This is a genomic window from Ruthenibacterium lactatiformans (assembly GCF_000949455.1).
GTDB classification, from domain to species: domain Bacteria; phylum Bacillota; class Clostridia; order Oscillospirales; family Ruminococcaceae; genus Ruthenibacterium; species Ruthenibacterium lactatiformans.
The window spans coordinates 21048-41222 of record NZ_JXXK01000005.1; the positions used below are offsets into that span (position 1 = coordinate 21048).

General features: G+C 55.5%; 20 protein-coding genes. 11 read left to right on the top strand and 9 right to left on the bottom strand.

The annotated features are described in order from the left end of the window. The first annotated feature begins 176 nt into the window (after nucleotides 1-176). The 7 genes from TQ39_RS05010 (at nucleotide 177) to TQ39_RS05040 (ending at nucleotide 9687) form a co-directional block, all read left to right on the top strand. Entirely contained in the window at nucleotides 177-1928 is a 1752-nt protein-coding gene (locus TQ39_RS05010; RefSeq protein ID WP_050004781.1) for a sensor histidine kinase, read from the top strand. Nucleotides 1929-1948: 20 nt separating this feature from the next. Then, nucleotides 1949-2995, top strand: a complete 1047-nt coding sequence (locus TQ39_RS05015) for a response regulator transcription factor (RefSeq protein WP_050004782.1) — start codon at nucleotides 1949-1951, stop codon at nucleotides 2993-2995. A gap of 279 nt (nucleotides 2996-3274) precedes the next feature. Then, nucleotides 3275-4609 (top strand): ABC transporter substrate-binding protein, encoded by a 1335-nt coding sequence (locus TQ39_RS05020; RefSeq protein WP_133303731.1) that lies wholly within the window; start codon nucleotides 3275-3277, stop codon nucleotides 4607-4609. 164 nt (nucleotides 4610-4773) lie between these two features. After that, entirely contained in the window at nucleotides 4774-5697 is a 924-nt protein-coding gene (locus TQ39_RS05025; RefSeq protein ID WP_009322287.1) for a carbohydrate ABC transporter permease, read from the top strand. Between the two features lie 7 nt (nucleotides 5698-5704). Continuing rightward, the gene (locus TQ39_RS05030) at nucleotides 5705-6568 is read left to right on the top strand and encodes a carbohydrate ABC transporter permease (protein ID WP_050004784.1); all 864 of its coding nucleotides are present in this window, start codon (nucleotides 5705-5707) and stop codon (nucleotides 6566-6568) included. 33 nt (nucleotides 6569-6601) lie between these two features. Continuing rightward, on the top strand, nucleotides 6602-8497 hold the full coding sequence (locus TQ39_RS05035; protein WP_050004785.1) for a glutaminase domain-containing protein: 1896 nt from the start codon (nucleotides 6602-6604) through the stop codon (nucleotides 8495-8497). Nucleotides 8498-8631: 134 nt separating this feature from the next. Then, nucleotides 8632-9687 (top strand): Gfo/Idh/MocA family protein, encoded by a 1056-nt coding sequence (locus TQ39_RS05040; RefSeq protein ID WP_050004786.1) that lies wholly within the window; start codon nucleotides 8632-8634, stop codon nucleotides 9685-9687. 252 nt (nucleotides 9688-9939) lie between these two features. Here the strand turns inward: TQ39_RS05040 and TQ39_RS05045 are convergent, their stop codons facing one another. From TQ39_RS05045 to TQ39_RS05065, 5 genes are all read right to left on the bottom strand, one after another. Next, a complete protein-coding gene (locus TQ39_RS05045) occupies nucleotides 9940-10854 on the bottom strand; it encodes a glycoside hydrolase family 43 protein (RefSeq protein ID WP_050004787.1) in 915 nt (304 codons plus the stop codon). An 890-nt stretch (nucleotides 10855-11744) separates the two neighbouring features. After that, nucleotides 11745-12221: a hypothetical protein gene (locus TQ39_RS05050; RefSeq protein WP_050004788.1), complete on the bottom strand. Its 477-nt coding sequence runs from the start codon at nucleotides 12219-12221 to the stop codon at nucleotides 11745-11747. A gap of 71 nt (nucleotides 12222-12292) precedes the next feature. Next, nucleotides 12293-13471: a cation:proton antiporter gene (locus TQ39_RS05055; RefSeq protein WP_050004789.1), complete on the bottom strand. Its 1179-nt coding sequence runs from the start codon at nucleotides 13469-13471 to the stop codon at nucleotides 12293-12295. A gap of 35 nt (nucleotides 13472-13506) precedes the next feature. Beyond that, the gene (locus TQ39_RS05060; RefSeq protein WP_009322280.1) at nucleotides 13507-13839 is read right to left on the bottom strand and encodes a P-II family nitrogen regulator; all 333 of its coding nucleotides are present in this window, start codon (nucleotides 13837-13839) and stop codon (nucleotides 13507-13509) included. Nucleotides 13840-13999: 160 nt separating this feature from the next. Next, nucleotides 14000-15223 (bottom strand): 6-phosphofructokinase, encoded by a 1224-nt coding sequence (locus TQ39_RS05065; RefSeq protein ID WP_009322279.1) that lies wholly within the window; start codon nucleotides 15221-15223, stop codon nucleotides 14000-14002. A 260-nt stretch (nucleotides 15224-15483) separates the two neighbouring features. On the opposite strand from TQ39_RS05065, the gene TQ39_RS05070 reads away from it, so the two are divergent. Genes TQ39_RS05070 through TQ39_RS05080 form a run of 3 tightly spaced genes read left to right on the top strand, consistent with a single transcriptional unit; the run spans nucleotide 15484 to nucleotide 17449 of the window. Continuing rightward, entirely contained in the window at nucleotides 15484-16509 is a 1026-nt protein-coding gene (locus tag TQ39_RS05070; protein ID WP_050004790.1) for a DUF4349 domain-containing protein, read from the top strand. 31 nt (nucleotides 16510-16540) lie between these two features. Then, the gene (locus tag TQ39_RS05075; RefSeq protein ID WP_050004791.1) at nucleotides 16541-17155 is read left to right on the top strand and encodes a hypothetical protein; all 615 of its coding nucleotides are present in this window, start codon (nucleotides 16541-16543) and stop codon (nucleotides 17153-17155) included. Nucleotides 17156-17176: 21 nt separating this feature from the next. Beyond that, nucleotides 17177-17449, top strand: coding sequence for a hypothetical protein (locus TQ39_RS05080; protein ID WP_133303730.1), 273 nt, complete (start codon nucleotides 17177-17179; stop codon nucleotides 17447-17449). A 181-nt stretch (nucleotides 17450-17630) separates the two neighbouring features. On the opposite strand, the gene TQ39_RS05085 is transcribed toward TQ39_RS05080, so the two are convergent. The 3 genes from TQ39_RS05085 to TQ39_RS05095 are packed head-to-tail and all read right to left on the bottom strand — an operon-like array spanning nucleotide 17631 to nucleotide 19246. Beyond that, nucleotides 17631-18203: an AAA family ATPase gene (locus TQ39_RS05085; RefSeq protein WP_208489924.1), complete on the bottom strand. Its 573-nt coding sequence runs from the start codon at nucleotides 18201-18203 to the stop codon at nucleotides 17631-17633. A gap of 39 nt (nucleotides 18204-18242) precedes the next feature. Beyond that, nucleotides 18243-18788, bottom strand: coding sequence for a flavodoxin domain-containing protein (locus TQ39_RS05090; protein WP_009322274.1), 546 nt, complete (start codon nucleotides 18786-18788; stop codon nucleotides 18243-18245). Further along, nucleotides 18785-19246, bottom strand: a complete 462-nt coding sequence (locus tag TQ39_RS05095; protein WP_009322273.1) for a MarR family winged helix-turn-helix transcriptional regulator — start codon at nucleotides 19244-19246, stop codon at nucleotides 18785-18787. The genes TQ39_RS05090 and TQ39_RS05095 overlap by 4 nt, the downstream gene beginning before the upstream one ends. A gap of 119 nt (nucleotides 19247-19365) precedes the next feature. On the opposite strand from TQ39_RS05095, the gene TQ39_RS05100 reads away from it, so the two are divergent. Next, nucleotides 19366-19635 (top strand): GNAT family N-acetyltransferase, encoded by a 270-nt coding sequence (locus TQ39_RS05100; protein WP_009322272.1) that lies wholly within the window; start codon nucleotides 19366-19368, stop codon nucleotides 19633-19635. A 67-nt stretch (nucleotides 19636-19702) separates the two neighbouring features. On the opposite strand, the gene TQ39_RS05105 is transcribed toward TQ39_RS05100, so the two are convergent. Continuing rightward, nucleotides 19703-20155 (bottom strand): hypothetical protein, encoded by a 453-nt coding sequence (locus TQ39_RS05105; protein WP_009322271.1) that lies wholly within the window; start codon nucleotides 20153-20155, stop codon nucleotides 19703-19705. Nucleotides 20156-20175 lie beyond the last annotated feature (20 nt).

Consider the following 20175-nt stretch of genomic DNA (forward strand, 5'->3'; position numbering starts at 1 on the left):
GGGACACACAATTCACAAATTCGTAAATTGTTGACAAAATTTCGACTTTGTCTTTCGGAGGCATGCTTTTTGGGCAGCAGGATGCGAAAAGGCTCGAAAAAATGAACAGAAAACCGAAAATCTGAATTGACATTGATATGCCGCTTATTTATCCTAATATAAAAAGGAAGAAGTTTATGCAAAAATTGATTCGGTTCTGGCAGAATCTGCGCTTACGCGCAAAGTTTTTGCTGATTCTGCTGGTTGGCATTGTGCCGGTCGGCATTGTCGCCATCGTGACCCTCTATATCCCGCTTCGAGCCTACGACAGACAGCTCTACAAAAGCAGCGCTCAGATGATTTCCCTGTTCGCAGAGCAGATTCAGGACGAACTGATGAACTTTGAGGATATCAGCTACCGCATCCTGACAGATACAGCCCTTCAGGAAAACCTGTCCATCATGAAGGAGGCAGCCCCCGGCACACTGACGTGGATCAACGCTCAGACAAAGGTCGCAAACCGGGTAGCCTATTACAGCCTGTGGTTTTCGAACGCCGTCAGCTTTCAGCTAAAAACCAGCAGGGGCAATTCTTACAATCACTTTTTTGAAGTATCTGCGGGCAGCGACGAATTGACAGAAGAACGGATCACCGCCGCTGTCAACCATCGGGGGCGTTTTGTCTGGCTTACGGAAGAGGGGGCGCAAACCCGTCTGTTTCTTGTACGGGAGATTCGTGAAATGCAGGATATGGACCTGGACACCCTGGGCTGCCTGCTGATCGAAGTGGATTTCCCCGCACTGGTGGAGCAATACAACCACAGCATGGCACAGATGGGAGTGATGCCGCGGTGCGCTGTTTATAACGACGGGCTTTGTCTGTACGCCAGCGACGCGGCCATCCAGACTCTCGGTGTGGGCGAAGACGGCTACACCTATATGAAGCTGGACGGCCAACCGATGCTCTGTGTCCGTTACACGTCCAGCAATGGAATGAAGTATGTGACATTAGTAGATTACAGCGGCATCCGGGCCACCACACTGGTAGCGGTCAGCGTTACCATCCTTTGCATTCTTGCCGCAGTACTTTTAACATTGGCCGTCAGCACCGGGTTGATCGATAACATTCTGAACGATCTGCAGCTCCTTTTGCAGAAATTTGACGCCTTTGCCATCAGCGGAGAGCCAATCACCACCCATAACAGCCCATATCAGGGGCGGCTGGACGAGATTGGCGATCTGCACCGCGGTTTTGATTGGATGACCCGCGTATGGACTCGAGTCAACCATGAAAAAGAAGAACAGCGTCATCTTTTGCAGGAAAAGCAGATCCAACAGCTGCGTGCCCAAATCCGGCCGCATTTTTTATATAACACTTTGGAATCCATCTACTGCCTGGCCCAGAATCTGGAGGACCAGCGCATCGCAGTGATGACCAACGCTTTGGGCAAGCTGCTGCGTTCCTCCCTGAATGACAAGCGGGATGTAATTACCGTATCCGAGGACTTACAGGTCACGCGCGATTACCTGAGTATCCAGCAAATCCGCTATGGCGAACGGCTGCAGGTGGAGTATGATTTTCCGCAGGATATCCTAACCTGCCGGATTCCGGCCATGACCATCCAGCCGCTGGTGGAAAACGCCATTCACCATGCTGCCGAAAAAATGCTGGACGTCTGCGTCATTCGTGTCAGCGGTGCTGCAACGGCGGATGGTGTGGATATTATCGTGCAGGACAACGGCCCTGGTACAGACGAAGACATTCTTAACAAACTGGAAAGCGGCGAGGTGCAGCCGGAGGGGCTGGGCATTGGAATGCGCAACATCCACAAGCGCGTACAGCACGCCTTTTCCGAGCAGTATGGGCTGCGTGTCTGCAGTGAGGAGGGCCAAACACAAATTATCGTTCATTTGCCGGATACCCGGCCCGAGCCGCATAACAAAGCATGAAATAGAGAAATGAGGATACCGTGTATAAACTGCTATTGGTAGATGACGAGCCTATCATCCGTGAAGGGCTGGAACGGATTATTGATTGGGAAAAGCTGGATCTTAAGCTGACGGCCTCCTGTCCCAATGCAATTGCAGCACTGGACAGCATGACCGACGATATGCCGGATATTCTTCTGACCGATATCCGGCTGCCGGGCATGACCGGGCTGGAATTGGTTCAGCGGGCGGTGACGCTGCACCCCATGCTTCAAACGCTGATCCTCTCTGGCCATGATACCTTTCAGTATGCACAGCAGGCGCTGAAATACGGCGTTATCGAATATCTGCTTAAACCCTGCTCTCAGAAAGAGATGGAGGAAGCGTTGCTGCGCGCCTGCCAAGCCGTCGACCGGCAGCGGAAAAAGGTGCTTTATCTGTATGAAGAGCGGCGTCAGCGCATCAAATCGCTGGTAGACAGCTTCAATGCCTTGCGGGAGAGCGAGGCGGATGCTGAACAGCTGGAAAAGCAGGTCGGAGAGCTTGTCAAAACAGTGGAGGATCCCAGCCTGCTGCAGGAAACGCTGGTTGCCGTAGTGATCGGCTGCATGGGCGCGGGCCAGGCTGAATGGGGCATGAACATTATTACCGACGCCCTGCATGACCGAAGGTCTCTGGAGGAACTCATCAGCCGTACTTTGCTGCGGCTGCGCAGGGAAGGGAGCGCCGCTCGCAGCAACGATTTCGTGCAACAGATAATCTCCTATACGAGTGTCCATTATGCCGACGAGTCGCTTTCCTTACAATATCTGGCGGACAAAGTCGTGTATATGAACGCGGACTACATCGGCCGTGAATTTACCCGTGCCATGGGGCAGAAGTTCAGCAGCTATTTGTTGGGCATACGCATGGAGCATGCCAAATCGCTGATGCGCGCAGATCGCTCGCTTCACAGCTATGAGATTGCTGAGAAAGTTGGTTTGGGCGATAACCCCCACTATTTCAGCCAGCTGTTCCGTAAATATACCGGTACAACGCCTAAAGACTACCGCCGTTTTCTGGATGAACAGCCGGGCAGGCCGGAGTAAGGGGTAACCGCGCCTTTCCCAAAAAGCATATCAGGATCCGTTCAGGCGGGGCCAAAGTATGGCGCGCTCTTTCTTTGGCCTTTTGGGGGCGCCGGGCAAAAAGGCAAGACAAAAACCCGAAAAAACGTACAAAAAAATCAGAAATATGAATTAAGTTTTAGGGAAATCACCGCTATAATATGGATATCGCGAATAGAGATGAGCCAAACGCATCTTCCGCGAGCGGGCTGTGTTTCCGCTCATCCCTATATCACAAATCATACGGAGGTGCTCTCTAAAGTGAAGAAGAAAATAATCGCTACCCTGTGCGCCGCGTTGATGCTTTCCGGCGTCATTACCGGCTGCAGCGGTTCTGCCTCCAGCGGCTCACAGGCCGCTGCCAGTACCGGCACCAGCGCCAACACCGCATCCGGCGCCGAAGGCAAGACCACCCTGAACGTTCTGTGGTGGGGTTCTCAGACGCGCCATGAAATGACGACTGAGATGCTGGAAAAATTTGAGGAGCTGAATCCCGACATCGACGTGGTCATGGACTACTCCGACTGGGACGGCTACTGGACCAAGCTTCCCGCTCAGGTTGCAGGCGGTCAGACGCCCGACGTGTTCCAGATGGACTACGCCAAGCTGGCGGAATATGTAGAAAACGGCGTTACCGCCGATTTGAGCAGCTATATTGCCGACGGCAGCCTGGATATGAGCAACGTAGAGCAGAATATTCTGGACTCCGGCACAATAGACGGCAAAGTTTACGCAATATCCACGGGTACGAACGCGCCCGCTTTGCTCTATCGCCAGGACATTCTGGATGAATTGGGACTGAGCCTGCCGATGAATCCCACGATGTCCGAGTATGCTGAGGTATCCAAAGCAGTTTACGAGGCCACCGGCCTGCGGGATACCTTTATAACGGACAGCTCCGCTGTAATTTTCCGTCAGCATCTGCGTAACTATGGCCTGAACCTCTACAATGAGGATGCTACTGCTCTTGGTTTCGATGACCCGAAATATCTGGTGAATATGTGGAATCTGGCTTTGCAGGCGCAGGAGGAAGGTTGGGGGCTTTTGCCTGGTGAGGCAACCGCTACTACCGCATTTGATTCCATGGTTACGGATGCATGGTCTCGTCTCCAGAACTCCAACGAATTACAGGCTTACCGCGAAGCCACAGGTAAGGACATACGTATGGTCATGATTCCAAGTCTTGACGATGCTACTACACCTGCTTCATTCCTCAAACCTGCTATGTTCTGGTGCGTTAGCGCCGACAGCGACGTGAAAGATGCCGCGGTCCGCTTTATCAACTTCTTTACCAATAGCCCCGAATGTTATGACATAGTTGGCATCGAGCGTGCGGTCCCCATCTCCTCCAAGATGCGCGAATATGTCGCTCCGTCTCTGGACGAAGTCAGCCAGGAAGTTGTCGAATATGTTGACTATGTCAGCCAGCCCGAGATGTCTTCCCCCTTGATGAATCCAGATCCGCCGGAACACACCAAAGTTTCTGAGCTGTTGGATCAGTATTCTGAGCAGGTCCGCTACGGCGAGATCACCGATCTGGAAACGGCTGCCCAGCAGTTCATGGATGAAGCAAACGCGATTCTGGCTGCGGAATAAACGGCCTTTACAAGGCCAAAGGCGTCTGAGCCGCATCATCCGGGTCCGGCGTTCTCCATAAGGCCGGACCGGTATACAAAGATACGATGCTCTATCGCGCCGAAGGGAGCTCCTTCGGCGCGTTTCTTAAAGTCTCCCCAAAATCTGTGAAAGGAGCCGTTGTCATGACGAAAAACACCGGTCTCAAACACAAATGCGGCACTTTGCTGGATCGGGACAATGTGGCGGGGTACGTGTTTATCCTTCCTTTTATCATCGGTCTCGTCGTATTTACCGCCATTCCGTTCTTTACCTCGCTGTATCTGGCATTTACGAAGTACAACGTCTTGTCCGACCCCAAATGGGTGGGACTTGCAAACTTCAAAGAGATGTTTTTTGAGGACGAGCTGTTCTGGACCTCTTTTAAGGTAACCTTCAAGTTTGCCCTCATCCAAGTACCTGTCAAACTGACGGTTGCCCTGCTTGTAGCCATGGTCCTGGCCCGTGCGACCCGCGTGACCAGTTTCTACCGCGCGGCGTTCTATATCCCCTCGCTGATGGGCGGCAGCGTTGCCATCGCTCTGCTGTGGAAGCAGCTGTTTTCACCCAAGGGCGTCATCAATCAAATTTTGGGCTTCTTCGGCCTTCCGGATGATACGGCATGGCTTGGCAATCCCAAAACCGCGCTGGGAACGCTCATTGCGCTGGGCGTCTGGCAGTTCGGTTCTTCGATGCTGATTTTTCTGGCGGCCATTAAAAACATCCCGTCAAGCTATTATGAAGCCGCCATCGTGGACGGCGCCGGCCCTGTGCGCCGATTCTTTTCCATTACGCTTCCTCTGCTGACCCCCATTATCTTCTTCAACCTCATCAACCAGGTGATCGGCGCTTTCCAGGCGTTCAACTCCAGCTACCTGATCACCAAGGGCAAACCGCTGAACACCACGCTGTATTATGGAGTTCATCTGTACAACAAAGCCTTTAATCAGTTCGAGATGGGCTACGGAAGCGCCATGGCTTGGTTCATGCTGCTGATCATCGCTTTCTTTACGGCTCTGATTTTCCGCTCCTCCAGCGCCTGGGTTTATTATGAATCGGAAGGAAGGTAAAACAGAGATGATCAAATCTATCACACATAGCTTTTCCGCACAGCGCAAGCTCGGCACCTTTTTTTACCACGCTCTGATGATCGTCGTCAGCTTCCTGATGCTGTACCCGGTTCTGTGGCTGGTAGCCTCTTCTTTTAAACCCAACGGTGACATTTTTTCCACCGCTACGTCATTGTTCCCCGAAAACTTTACACTGGAGCATTATATCAACGGCTGGAAAGGCTTCGGAGGTTATACGTTCACAACTTTTTTCTCAAATTCACTTTTGGTAGCGCTTCTGTCTGCCGTGGGCATGATGGCCTCCTCCGCGCTTGTCGCTTTCGGCCTTGCGCGTATCAAATTCAAGGGCCGCAATATCTGGTTCGTGCTGATGGTCGTCACCATGATGCTGCCCGGCCAGGTTATGATGATCCCGCGCTTTGTGCTGTTCAACAGCATGGGCTGGGTGGGTACCTATCTTCCCATGATCGTTCCCTCCTTCTTTGCCAGCGGGTTCAATATCTTCCTCATCATGCAGTTCATTCGCGGCATTCCCCGTGATATGGACGAAGCGGCCAAAATCGACGGATGCAGCTGGTACGGTGTATTTTTCCGTATCATTGTCCCCATGATCGTGCCTTCGCTGGTAACGGTTGCCGTGCTGACCTTCATGTCCAGCTGGGAGGATTTCATGGGCGCTCTGCTTTACCTGAACAAACCGGAAACCTACACCGTCGCATATGCGCTGAAGATGTTCAACGACAGCTCCATGTCGGATTACGGCGCTACCTTTGCCATGTCCGCAGCATCGCTGGTGCCGATACTGGTCCTCTTCTTCTTCTTCCAGAAAAATCTGGTGGAAGGCATCTCCATCCAAGGCCTGAAAGGCTGATTCTCATCAACGATAGACAAGGAGGCACATTTTATGCCTTGTATTGACCGGCTCCCTGCAATCCCTCTGCTGGCGTCCGACCCATACCTTTCCATTTGGATGCCCGCAGACACCATGACCCAAACAGACGCCTGCCACTGGAGCGGCCCCGCAAAGCCGATTCGCGGCGTGCTGACCGTAGACGGCGCGGCCTGCCGGTTTCTCGGTGCGGGCCCCGAGCCCGAGGCCGACCTGACTGAGTTAAAGGTGACAGCCACCCGTACCTGTTTTACCAGTGAATTTGCCGGCGTGCGGCTTGAGACCTGTTTTGCTTCGCCGGCTCTTCCGCAGGATCTGGATCTGCTCAGCATGCCCGTCACCCTGGTGACGCTGTCCGCAGTTTCTCTGGATGGCGCAGAGCATGACGTTCGTGTGAAACTGCATCTGTCCGACCGGCTGTGCTATGATGGAGATATCCGCCCCGCCATGTCCGGCGCGTCTTTTGTTCTCAACGGCAAAAGTACCGCCTGGTGCGGGCAGACTACCCAGAAGCCGCTGAGCCACTCCGCCGACCATTCGACCATCGACTGGGGCTATCTGTACCTGAGCGCCGACGGCGAGACCACGCTTGTGGGCGACGGCCTGCAGACCTGCTGTTCTCTCTCAGCGGGCGGCCCTGCCGCGCAGCTCATCATCGCCTACGATGACATCGCCTCTATCAACTATTTCGGCGATCTGTGCAAGCCCTGGTACCGCCGGGACGGCCGGCAGATCACCGATGCGATCCGTTGTGTGCAGGAACATTTTGACACGATCCTGAACGACTGCGCCCGGCTGGACGCGCGGCTGGCGGAGGATGCCCGCAGCGCGGCGGGCGAGGACTACGAGCGGCTCGTCAACGCTGCGTGGCGCCACACCTTTGCCGCCCACAAGCTGATTGCCACGCCGGCGGGCGAGATGGCGTTTCTCTCCAAGGAGAACGACTCCAACGGCTGCATCGGCACCGTGGATGTGAGCTATCCTTCCATCCCGATTTTTCTGAAGTATTGCCCGGAGCTGGTCAACGCTCTGTGCCGGCCCGTGTTGGAATTTGCCTCTATGCCGGTGTGGACCGAGGATTTTGCCCCCCACGATGTGGGCCGCTATCCTCTGGCCACCGGCCAGGTCTATGCCGCCCGCAGGCACGTCGGTCAGGGGGAGTGCTATCCGCCCTACTACCTCTATCCCGCCGGGACCGATGTGTGGGACGTCCGCTATCAGATGCCGGTGGAAGAATGCGGCAATATGCTCATCATGCTGGAGGCAGGCCGCGCCTTTGGCGCAGACCCCGCGCTGGCTAAGCAGTATCGCTCCCTGCTGGACACCTGGGTGCAGTACCTTGTAAAATACGGGGAGGACCCCGACGAACAGCTTTGCACCGATGACTTTGCCGGGCATCTGGCCCACAACGTGAACCTGGCCGCCAAGGCCATCATCGGCGTGGCCTGCTATGCCCGCCTGACCGGCGAGGAGTCCTATGCGAAACAGGCTAAGACCATGGCGGAGCATCTGCTGGAGAAAATCGGCGACAAGGGCAATACGCCTCTGACGCTGGACGGCCAGGGCTGGAGCATGAAATACAACCTGCTGTGGGATAAGGTGCTGGGTCTCGGCCTAATGCCGGAGAGTTTTTACGCGGCGGAGACTGCCAGCTACCTGCCCCGCATCAACACCTACGGTCTGCCGCTGGATTCCCGCGCCGATTATACCAAGTCGGACTGGATCTGCTGGACGGCCCGCATGGCGGACGACGCGGCCGTTCGCACCGCATTGATCGCGCCCATTGCGAAGGAACTGCGGGAAACCACATCCCGCGTCCCCTTCTCCGATTGGTACGACACCAAAACCGGACGCTATGTGGCCTTTATCGCCCGCAGCGTACAGGGCGGCATCTTTGCACTGATGCTGTGAAATCTATAAAAAGCAGCCGCCGCACAGAACAGCTGTTCTGTGCGGCGGCGTCTTAACCGTTTGAAGCCTTAAAGGCGGGGACCGAGAGGAAACAGCCCCCCCTTCCCCGCAAAATGCAAAGGAGATGCTATAAAATGGAACTGCATCTGCCCCCGAAGCCCACCCCCACAGTATTGCCGGGAGAATTTCGGTTTGCTGCGGCCGGATTGGCCCATGGACATATTTACGGCATGGTGAACGGCCTGCTGGACGCCGGAGCGGAGCTGGTGGGCGTGTGGGATGAGGACTTGAAGAAAGTTTCCGCATTCCAAAGTGCCTTTCCGCAGGCTCATGCTGCATCCTGTCTGGATGAGCTGCTGGATGCCCCCGACATTTCCCTGATCGTCAGCGCCGCGGTTCCCAGCGAACGTTGTCCGCTGGGGCTTCGCGTCATGGCGGCAGGCAAGGACTACTTTGTTGACAAAGCCCCCATGACCACGCCGGACCAGTTGGCCGCAGCCCGGCGTGCCGTGGTGGAAACCGGCCGGAAATATATGGTCTATTATTCCGAACGACTGCACAACGAGGCTGCAACGCTTGCCGATGAGCTGATTCGCCGGGGCGAGATTGGACGTGTTCTGCATATGGAGGGCTTTGGCCCCCACCGGCTGGGAAACGCCCGGCCGGATTGGTTCTACCAAAAGGCCTGTTGTGGAGGCATTCTTTGTGATATCGGAAGCCACCAATTGGAACAGTTCCTATATTTTACCGGAGCGGAAGATGCTGATATCACCTTTGCCCACAAAGCCAACTACGCCCATCCCGGCCACCCGGAGTTCGAAGATTTCGGCGAATGTACAGCTGCCGCCTCCAACGGCGCCACCGGCTACTTCCGGGTAGACTGGTTCACACCGGACGGTTTGCGCAATTGGGGAGATGGACGCACCTTCATCTTGGGCACTGACGGTTATATTGAGCTGCGCAAATATATTGATCTGGCCGCTGACAAAAAGCAGGAAAACATGGTTTATTGGGCCAACCGGAAGGGAGAATTTCGGTTTGATGCCACCGGACAGGTGGGGTTTCCCTTTTTCACCCGGTTGATCCGGGACTGTATCGACAGGACCGAGACTGCCATGACACAGAAGCATGCTTTCAAGGCCGCCGAACTTTGCCTAAAGGCACAGGCTCTGGCTGACGAAGAAATATAAGGCAATACCGCACAATTCTAAGTGTCGAATCGCGCCGGCAGATTTTTGTGACAGCTGCCGGAAAATCTGCAAGCGAGACGACCCTTAAGGCATCAGCCGTGAATTGTGCGGTGTTGCCATAATGCAAAAGCAAGGGCCGCCCTTCTAATTCCAGAAAGGCGGCCCGTTTTTTATTGCGGATATCCCTCTTGCCTCCGCGGACAGGGGACAGCTCACGAAGCCGAAAAAGAGCCGCATGCGGTTTCCCGTATTTTACTCGGTTTCAACAATCAGCTTTCCGTCCGGCGTGAAATGCGCGGGAGAGATAAATGCGATACGATCCCGGCCGGTTGCCCTGGTCCGTCCGTGATAGCAAATCATCAGGGTACCATCCGTAGTGCGGAACATACAGCTATGTCCGGTGCCCGTAACATGACGGCTCCGTTCCAGAATAGGGTTTTCTTCCGCTTTGGCATACGGGCCTAATGGGTGCGCTGAAGTAGCATAGCCCACTGCATAATCCGGCCCGGCAAAAAAATTGCCGGAATAGGTCATGTAATACCGGCCTTCATGCCTCATCAGATAAGAACCCTCATTCCAGCGCCGGCCGGTAGCCGCCGCGCTGCGTCCCTCCCATTCCTGCTCGGGGCGCAGCAGCAAAACAGGCTCTCCCTTCACACCGGAAAAATCCGGAGCCAGCTCAACACCATAGATCCAACTCTCCTCCAGGCCGTCGACCTTGTGCTCGTAGCAGCAGCGGGAGTAATACAAATAATATCGCCCATCTTCGGCGAATACGTTCGCGTCAATGATAGGGTAGCCGGGGGCAAAAATCGGATGGTCGGAAATATCCGTAAAGGGGCCGGACGGGGTGCTGGCCCGCGCCACGCCAATGCGGAAGTTTTCCAAAGCGCCGGTGGGGTTTACTTTCCAGTCAGCGCTGTAAAACAGATAGTATATGCCGTCAATCTCATAGCATTCCGGTGCCCAGAAGCATCCCACGCCCCAGCGGGAGGTTTCTTTGCCCAGAGCGGTGCCGCAACGCTCCCAGAGCTGCAGATCTTCGGAAGTGTAGATAGGAAAACCGCTGCCGTCCTCGCTCGTACAGTAGAGGTAATAGCGCCCATCCGCAGCGCACAGAATGAATGGGTCGGCGGCCGGGAACGGCAGTCGAATTGTTTTTTGCATATCGGATTCTCCTCGTTGCCCTAAAAAATCATTTCCAATGTTCCCATGCCCTCGGCGGCCCTGCCCATTATAACGCCGCTGCTGTCTTTCCGGCGGAAGATGGCTCACTGTTTGCTCTGCAGGCTCTGGCAGCATCTTCTGTCGATAAAAAACGGCTCTGTTTGTCGTCCCAAATAGGAGCGCTGGATATGGAATTCCATATCCGGAAAGATCATGAGCTATTTTTCTGATTTTGATTGTATCATGTAAAATACCGCAAAAACAATTCAAAAAACCTATATAGAAAAATTGTCTTTTTCATGCTTCGACTCGGCCTTATTCGAAAAGTGCCAACATACCCGATCTGTGGGGCCTTTTCCGCCATGCTTTGCTGATTTTCATAACCTATGTTCAATATTCCTGCGCCAAATCTTTGTTTTGCGCAAAACTCCCTTGCTGTTTCGCATGCCGTTAATTTTCCCTGGCTTAAACAGACTCTTGATTTCGAAAATAGCCGCAAATTGTTTTCAGGCCATTTGGGCCACTCTCCCGGCTGTGGCTGGCGCGATAAATTTTATTGCGGAGCAATAAAAAATTCAGAATGGGTTGCCCCCGGTTTATGAGAATCTATTCGGTACTCCCCAACATCTTTGGCGGCCAATCGGTCGATCAGTTTGGCCTGACAGCAACCGCTGTGTATCGGTTCCCTTCGTGTCCTGCAGCTGCACTTCCCCTCATTTTTCAAACGCAAAAATCCATTCGTCTCTTTGCCTGCAAGACAACAATGCAGACAGAGCGTTTGACGGTGCTTTCCTCTCCGGCTATTCCGTATCGGTTCGCTGCAACTTCGCTATAGCTCAAAAAACAGTCTTACCCGATTCCGCTTACAGATGCGGGCCGGATTTTGATAATTATTCAGCGTTTTTTCCGTTCCGCCCGCACACACTGAAATACCGCTTCGCACCGGGCAGGAAAAACAGACAGGCCAATAGTCCCAGCTGTGCTGCCTGCCCTGCCAGAAACAGCGCCGCATAGGCTGCCGGGCCTCCTCCGTAAGAAAAATATTCCAGCAGCGCGGGCACCGTCTGCACAGCCGACACCGTCATGGCGAGCATGGCAAGCCCCGCAAGCGCACGCATGCCGGAAAGAATAAATGCGGCTACCAGAACACTGACGGCGAGCCCCACCGCTCCGCTGATCCAAAAATCCGCGTTCTGCGGGCCTGCCAGCAGCGCCGCGGGCATCAGCAGCGCGCGCACCGCCAGCCACGCGCCCAGCAGTACAAGCGCCTGGCGTTTTGCCATTGCAAGCGCCGGGTCGCGGCGCGCCGGCCGCGGCAGGGCCGCGGCCTCCTCCCGTTCTGCATCAAAGGCCTGTCTGGGTTTCATTTTCTTTCGCTCCCCCCGGTATTTGCTTGCCGCACTTTACCGGCGCGGCCGCACAGGCCGCACCTTGCCCGTTATTGTCCCGGCTCGATCTCTCCCGCCTTCTGCAGCGTCCATTTTGCGACACCCGGGCCCACAAGCTCATAGATCAGCGTGCCGCACAGCACCACGGCGCGCACGACCTCGGCATATTGCGGTACGACCTGCTGCGCCACCACGGTAAGGCCAATGGCAACGCCCGCCTGCGGTATGAGCGCCGGGCCAAGCCAGCGGCGCACATTGTGGTCCGCCTTCATAACGGTGGCGCCAAACCATGCGCCCGCCATTTTTCCCATCACGCGCAGCACCACATAGATCACGCCCACAACGCCGATGGACGGCAATATCGCCAAATTCAGCCCCGCGCCGGAAAGCACAAAAAACATCATAAAAACAGGCGGCGTCACATGATCGCATAAGGACATGACCTCGCTCGAGTTTTTGCACAAATTGGCGAACACTGCCCCCATGGCCATGGTCGTCAGCAGCGCCGAGATATTCAGCGCGTTGGCCACAGCGCTCGTCACCAGCACAAAAGCGATGGCCAGCACCATGCGGTTTGACTGCACCTTAAAGAACCGAAGCATCACAGTGAACAGCACGCCCAGCAGCGCGCCGCCCAGCAGCGCCTCGGCAATCTCCAGCACGGGCTTCAAGATGCTCAGCACCAGCGAAACGTCCGCCGTGCTGGTCAGCGTCTGCGCCACGGCCACAGCAATGCCGAATGCAATGAGCGCCGTAGCGTCGTCGATGGCGACAACACTGAGCAGCGTTTCGGTAACGGGCCCTTTGGCCCTGTACTGCTTGATGACCATAATGGTGGCTGCAGGCGCGGTAGCCGCCGCAATAGCGCCCAACACCAATGAAAACGGCAGCGTCTGCCCGCTGAGAACCAGCCCCAGTGTCACGAACAAAACAGCCACAAAGCTCTCAAATATGGCAATGACGATAGGCGTCATGCCCACACGCTTGAAATAGCTGAGCTTGAACTCACTGCCGATGGAAAATGCGATAAAGCCCAGCGCCACGTCCGATACGAGCGAAAGCCCGGCCACCGCGTCCGCCGAAAGCAGGCCCAGCACTGACGGCCCTATGATGAGCCCGCCGATGAGATAGCCCGTCACGTCCGGCAGTTTGAAATAGCGAATAATCTTTGCGAAGATCAAGCCGCAGAACAGCAGGATCGCAAAGTTAAAAAGCGTACCCAATTCCATTGTCTCTCACACCATAACGTCCGCAGGGGCTGCCCTTACTGGATGCCTTTCACAAAATCCACCGGCAGCGTAAACGCGATGCCGCTGTTGGGGGTATTGAAGCTGCCCGCCACCTCTTCCACGGCGGCAACGGCACGCTCCACATCCTCGTCTTTCAACACCATAAATACCGTCCGGTTCTCCTCACGGTCCGGCTCCATCATGGCCCGCAGCGAACCCAGAAACGAACCGTCGCAGTATTTGTCCAACGTCATGGCCATACCCCGGCTGGAGAGCACGGTCGCTCCGCGCAGGCCTGCATGCTCCAGCTTATTCAGCGCAGGCTCCAGCTTTTCTACCCGGTTCAGCACAAAAATCAGCATTTTCATATTCCCGGTCTGACCCCTTCCGATTCTTTATCCCTGTTTCTATTTATCAGTATAGCACTCTGCCGCACAAAAAAAAGGGCTGCGGCGCGTACAGGCGCAAAAACAGCGCGCCGCAAGTCAAATTTTTGTATGCGGCGCGCCTGTTTTTTGATGCCGTGTCCTATTTGATATAAATGTGGCGCGGCAGGCCGTCCACATAAATAGGGGTAAGCTCCGCCTGAATGAGCGGCCGCATATATGCCAGAAATTCCTGTGTCACACCTACGCCGTCCGGTGTGATCCACTCGCCCGGAACCTTTTTTTCAAAATTCGCGATGGTATGGATATCGTGCAGCTCGGTGGTGCACTGGTACGGGTCGTTGGAAAGGCGGCGCAGGCCCACCATCTCGCCGCTGTGCCCCTCGAAAGCAGCCTTGGCCGCCGCGCCGCCCACCTGGAACGCCTCGGTGATGTCCACACGGCTGGCCATGTGGCTGCTGCACCGCTGCAGGGTGGAAAGCTCGATGGCGCGTGCCTTGCAGCCCAGCTCCCGCACGGCTTTGTTCGCCAGAAAGCGCGCCGCGCCCGTCAGCGTTTTGTGCCCGAACGCATCCACCGGGCCAAGCTCTTCCGTCAGCTCGCATACATAACGGCCGTCGTGTACGCGCACGCCCTCAGACACCGCGATGACCACGCCTGCCTTGGCGCGCTGCAGGACGTCCAGCCGCTCGATGAAATGGTCGATGTCAAAGGCCACCTCCGGCAGGCAGATCATATCCACGCCTTCGCAGTCCTCCGCTTTGGCCAATGCCGCCGCACCCGTCAGCCAGCCCGCATTACGCCCCATCACCTCAACAATCGTGACGTTGCGCGTGCCGTATACCAGGCTGTCGCGGGTGATCTCCTTCATAATAGCGCCGATGTACTTGGCCGCGGAGCCGTAGCCCGGCGTGTGGTCGGTGTTCATCAAGTCGTTGTCGATGGTCTTGGGCACGCCCATGAACTTGATGTCGCTGCCTGTCATGCAGGCATAGTCCGAAAGCTTGGAGATGGTGTCCATGCTGTCATTGCCGCCAATATAGAAAAAGTAGCCCACATCCAGCTTTTTCAAAATACCAAACAGCTTTTCATACAAAGCCGGGTCCTCTGCCGGGACGGGCAGCTTGTACCGGCACGAGCCCAGGTATGAGGCGGGCGTGCGCTTGAGGATCTCAATGTCCAGATTATCCCGCAGCGTGTCCGAAAGGTCCACCACCTGTTCTTCCAGCAGGCCCTTCACACCGTACCGCATGCCGTAAACATGCTGTGCACCGCGGCTTTTCGCCGCCTGGAACACACCCACCAAACTTGAATTGATAACCGCGGTGGGGCCGCCGCTCTGCCCGACGATCGCATTTCTACCCATTTTTTCCACTCCTTTGCATTCCGCGCCCGGCCGGCATTTTCCGGCAAAGCGCGCCCTTGTCGCGGACGCACGGCACGCCCGCCCTGTTTTTTTACGTGTTCCAGTATAGCATGTTTTTCTCCCTGCCGCGAGTGCGCACGCCAAAAAATACACGCTTGTTACAAATTTGATAACGATTTGACATCGTTCCGACGCAATATCTGCGGCTTGTACGCCGTATATAGAGTAGCAGAACCTGACACAGAAAGGAAGGGAACTCGATGAAAAAGACGTTGTTCAGTATTCTTTTTTCACTGGCGCTCGCCGCCTCTCTGGCGGGATGCGGAGGCGCGGCCAGCAGCACGGCCGCGGCCCGTGCTTCTTATTCCTCGATGGACAGCGCGCCCCAGGCATATGCCGCGGATGCAGGCGGAACCGCCGCCGAAGCGGCCGGGACCTCGGACCTGTCCGACGCCGTGCAGAACAGCGCGGATCTGCTGCCCCAGGACGGACGGAAGATCATCCTGAACGCCACGCTCTCCATCGAAGCGCTGGACTTCAACGCCACCTGTACGGCGCTGGCGCGGGCCGCCCAGTCCTGCGGCGGATATGTCTCCTCCACCAGCATCGATACGCCCGCTTACGAGGGTGCATACCGCACCGCATATTATCAGTTCCGCATCCCGGCAGAGCAATACAGCGTCTTTCTGGAGGGCGCCGGCAGCGCCGGCAACCTGGTGAGCAAGCAGGAATCCACCCAGGATGTGACCAGCGCTTATGTGGATGTGGAGGCCCGCCTGAAAAGCCTGAAGCTGCAGGAGGAGCGCCTGTACGCGATGATGGAGCAGGCCGGTGATCTGGAAACGCTGCTCGCCATCCAGAACCAGCTCACAGAAGTGCAGTACCAGATCGAGAGCTATACCGCCCAGCAGCGCACCTATGACGATCTGATCTCCTATTCTACCGTAGATGTAACGGTAGAGGAGGTAAAGCAGATCACCGAAAAAACCGAGACGTTCGGCGACCGCGTATCCGACGCCTTCCGCCGCAGCTGGCGCGACTTCGGCTACGGTGCACAGGACTTTGCCGTGGGCTTTGTCGCTGCGCTGCCCACGCTGCTGGTGTTGGCCGTACTGGCCGCAGTGGCCGTGACGGCCGCACGCGCGGCCGTCCGCCTTCATAAAAAAAGGCTGGCCGGCCGCCCGGCTCCTGCACCCCGCACGCCCGCCGACTATACGCCGCAGAACGGCAATGAGGCTGAAACAGGCAAAGACGCTCCGCCGTCCACACCGCCCAAATACAAATAAACGTACAAAAGTACACCGGGAGGGCAGTTCCATGAAACGCACGACATTCGCTGCAGCTTGTGTGCTTTGCCCTGCTTTGCTGCTGGCTGCATGCGCGCCGCAAGGCGCGGCTTCCGCCTCCGCATTCGGCGACAGGCCTCCCATGGACGAAAGCATTTCCGCCTCCAGCGCCGACGCTCTGCCTGCGGAAGACGGGTCGATCCTGCTGGCGGAGGGTGCCGTGACGCTGATGCTGTCCGCCGACAGCCTTCCGCCGCCTGGGGAAGCTTCTTCCGATGCGTCCGGCCTTGCGGAAAGAGACGGCTCTATCTCCTACACCATCACCAACACCAGCGGGCTGGAGCTGGGCGTCATACTCATTCCCCGCCTGGAACGCTGGACGGATGGCGGCTGGGAGGCTGTCCCCTGCGATGCCGTCTTCTGCGGAACAGCCGATCCGCTCGAAACAGAACGTTCCGGCCGCTTTCCGTTGGAGTGGTACCCGGCGCTTACTCCCGGCACATACCGCCTGGGTCTCCAGCTGGAGGATTATGGCCGGGGCTGCCTGCCGGAGGACGCTTGGGTGACCGCCTGCTTCACCCTCACGGAAAATACTGTCGAGCCTTCGCAGATGTGCGCATATCCACGGGCTTCGGGGGAATCCTAACTGTGGAGGCGAAATATTGCTATGAGTATATTAAGCAGTTTATATCACGGAGAAGTCCACAACAAACCCAACGATGTGCACAACACTCCCGAAAAAAGCACGGGGCATACGGACGGCAGCGCTGTGCTGCCCGCTCACGCCCAACAGCGCATGCAAGCGCTGCGGGACGGCAACCTTCGTCCGCCGCTGTACTACACGCAGCAGGAGCAGACGCCCTGCGCCAACGGCGTGTGGGAATCTCCGCACACGGTGGCCAGCAAGCTGGAAAGCAAGGAAGAATTCCCCCAGGGATAATGCAAAAAGTCTCCGTTTGTAGTCCTCTCCGTAAAGAAGTAATCAACCCACATCTGCAGAGATGACGAGCATCGGATTTTGTCCCTAAAAATTCACAGAAAAGCACCATCTAAAGTAAATTCTTTAGATGGTGCTTTTTGCGCCCGCGCAAGGAGGACAGTTATAAACTGAAATACACTTTTTATATCTGATTTATGATAAAATCTACATTTTCTTCAACGGGTTTTGTTCCGTCAATTCTTAGGATAGAACAACTTAATAGCTGTATCCATTCTTCAACCGTACTCTCTGGTCTGGATGTAACAAACTCAAAAAACTTTTCTTCCTGTTCATGCAAATCTCCACCTGGCAGCATTCTATTGCCAAACTTCTGAAAAGAGCGCTTTTTAACCCGTTGCACCCGAATGTCCTTTGGAGTATCAATCAATACAGCATACTGAAAAAAGGGATAAATCGCTTCTCCATAATCTCCTTTTACAGCAGCAAAAACAAAATTTTCATGTACCTTAATCGCATGGAAAAGCATTTTTTCAGTCTCCTCATGCGTGCGTGGAGAAGCATAGATATAATTTGGGTCTGTCTTAGGGAAAAACAGATCTTCATTATCTATAAAATAAAAATCCAATTTCTCAGCAAGCGCTTTTCCCAATGTACTCTTTCCAGCACCGTTTAAGCCACATATCACAATTCCTGTTCCCACAAAACTCACCGTTAACCCGATTTTCTGTTTCGCCCCAATTCTATGGCCCTTCATTTTCTGCCGTCGCTCCGTTTGGCTTACGGCCCGACGGCGTTATGCTTCGTCCCTGCACCAGGCGATAAGCGGGGCAAGCGCGGCCCTGTCTGTAAAGTCCACCGGCCTGTCATATGCGGCCAGCAGCCCTTTTTCTTCCGTACTGCGCTCGCTCTCCGGTTTTTTCAGCAGCATTTTTTTCAGCATTGCCATCATCGCCTTGTGTACAGGCCTCATATTCCGGTAATCCATCCCGCCGCGCAGGTGGAAAAAGCAGATATTCTCCAGCATTTCCGGCGTAAAGGCCCGGGCCGCATCCTGCATGATCTTTTTCACATTTTCCGGGTCGCTCGGGTCCGACAGCCCCACTGTAAACATTGCCAGACGTTTCCCCTGCAATGCACCATACAACTTTGCCATACGCGCAGCGCCGGCAATGCTCCCCGCATACAGGCCGCCGCCAAATATCACGCATTCATAGTTCTGCACAAGGCGCGCGTCCGCCTGCCTTTCCTCCGCAGCATCGGCATCCAGCGCCTGTGCCAGCCATTGAGCATACCGGCGTGTACTGCCATAATGGGAACGGTATACCACCAGCGTTTTCATTCCAACCCCTCCTCCACCGTTTGCATCTTCTCCAGGTTTTGCAGCATACGGGCCAGCACTCCGGCAGCCTGTTCAGCCTCGTCTGCACGGATGCCTGTATACAGCGCCCGCATGAATTCCTGCTGGCGTGCGCCGTATTTTTCCGGCAGCTCCGCGCACTTTGGGGTTCGGTGCACGCGGTTCTTGCGTGCGTCCCGCCCGTCCTGCGCCAGAGCCACATATCCCTTTTGCTGCAGCTTCAAAACCAGCTGCTTCACGTTTTGATGCGAACTTCCCACACCGCGCGCCAGCTCGCCCAGTGTTGGCGGAGCTGAAAAGTTCTCCAGCACCGCCAGCACAAACCACTGCTTTGTCGTGATCTCATCGTAAAACCGGTCCCCGGCGGCTTGCAGGCGGTTTCCCATTGCCAGCAGCGAGCCAAAAAGCACATAGGGTGCGGGATAATTTTTCAGCTCCATGCAAAGTCTCCTTCTGAATTTATATAATATATTACATTTTTATATAATATATTACACAAATAAAAAATTGTCAAGTTCCGCGCGATTTGTGCTATACTATGGACAGAGAGGTGATTTGTATGCCGTTCATTCTGACGGAAAACCGTATTGCATATGTGCAGGAGGGCCAGCTGCTGGCAGAGGCCACTTTTCCTGAATTCGCGCCGGGCGTTGTAAACATTGACCACACCTTCGTCGACGAAGCGCTGCGCGGGCAGGGTGTTGCCGCACAGATGATGGAACGCATCGCCCGCTCTTTGCGCGAAACGGGCCGCAAAGCCATCCCCACCTGCAGCTATGCAAAAAAATGGTTCGGCCAGCATCCGGAATATGCCGACGTGCTTCGCTGAACGCTCATACCCAAAACGCGCCTTCCCTGAAACGGACATCCGCTTTGGGGAAAGCGCGTTTTCTGTTTTATTTCTCCGGCAGCCGCTTCAGAGCGGCGCGAATATCCCGTTCCAGCAAAGAGGCCATGCTTTCGGAGTAACGGGAAAGGTCCGCGCACAGGAGCGCCTGTCTGGCTCGCGGAAAGCAGCCCGGGCAGGCTGCTGCAAACTGGGGCAGCCGTTGAACGCACCAGCGTGCAGCGGCCGCCTTTTCGTCTGTGATGTGGGCAAGATACCGCTCCAGCATCTCCATTACCTGCTCAGGGCCCGCCCACTGTGCGTTGCATGCCAGCAGGACCATGCCCCGCATGCGTACATAAGTGCGTTTATCGTCCAGCATTGCCGCAAAAGCATCCCAAAAGACACACACCGCGGCCGAAGCTTCACTTTCCGCCTCCAGCGTACACAGGGCTGCATATGCGGCGTCGTTGTTCTTCCCTGTCAGCTTTTTCACCTGCGCTGCAATTTGCTCATGCTCCATTCCGAAGCCTTCTCCTTTCT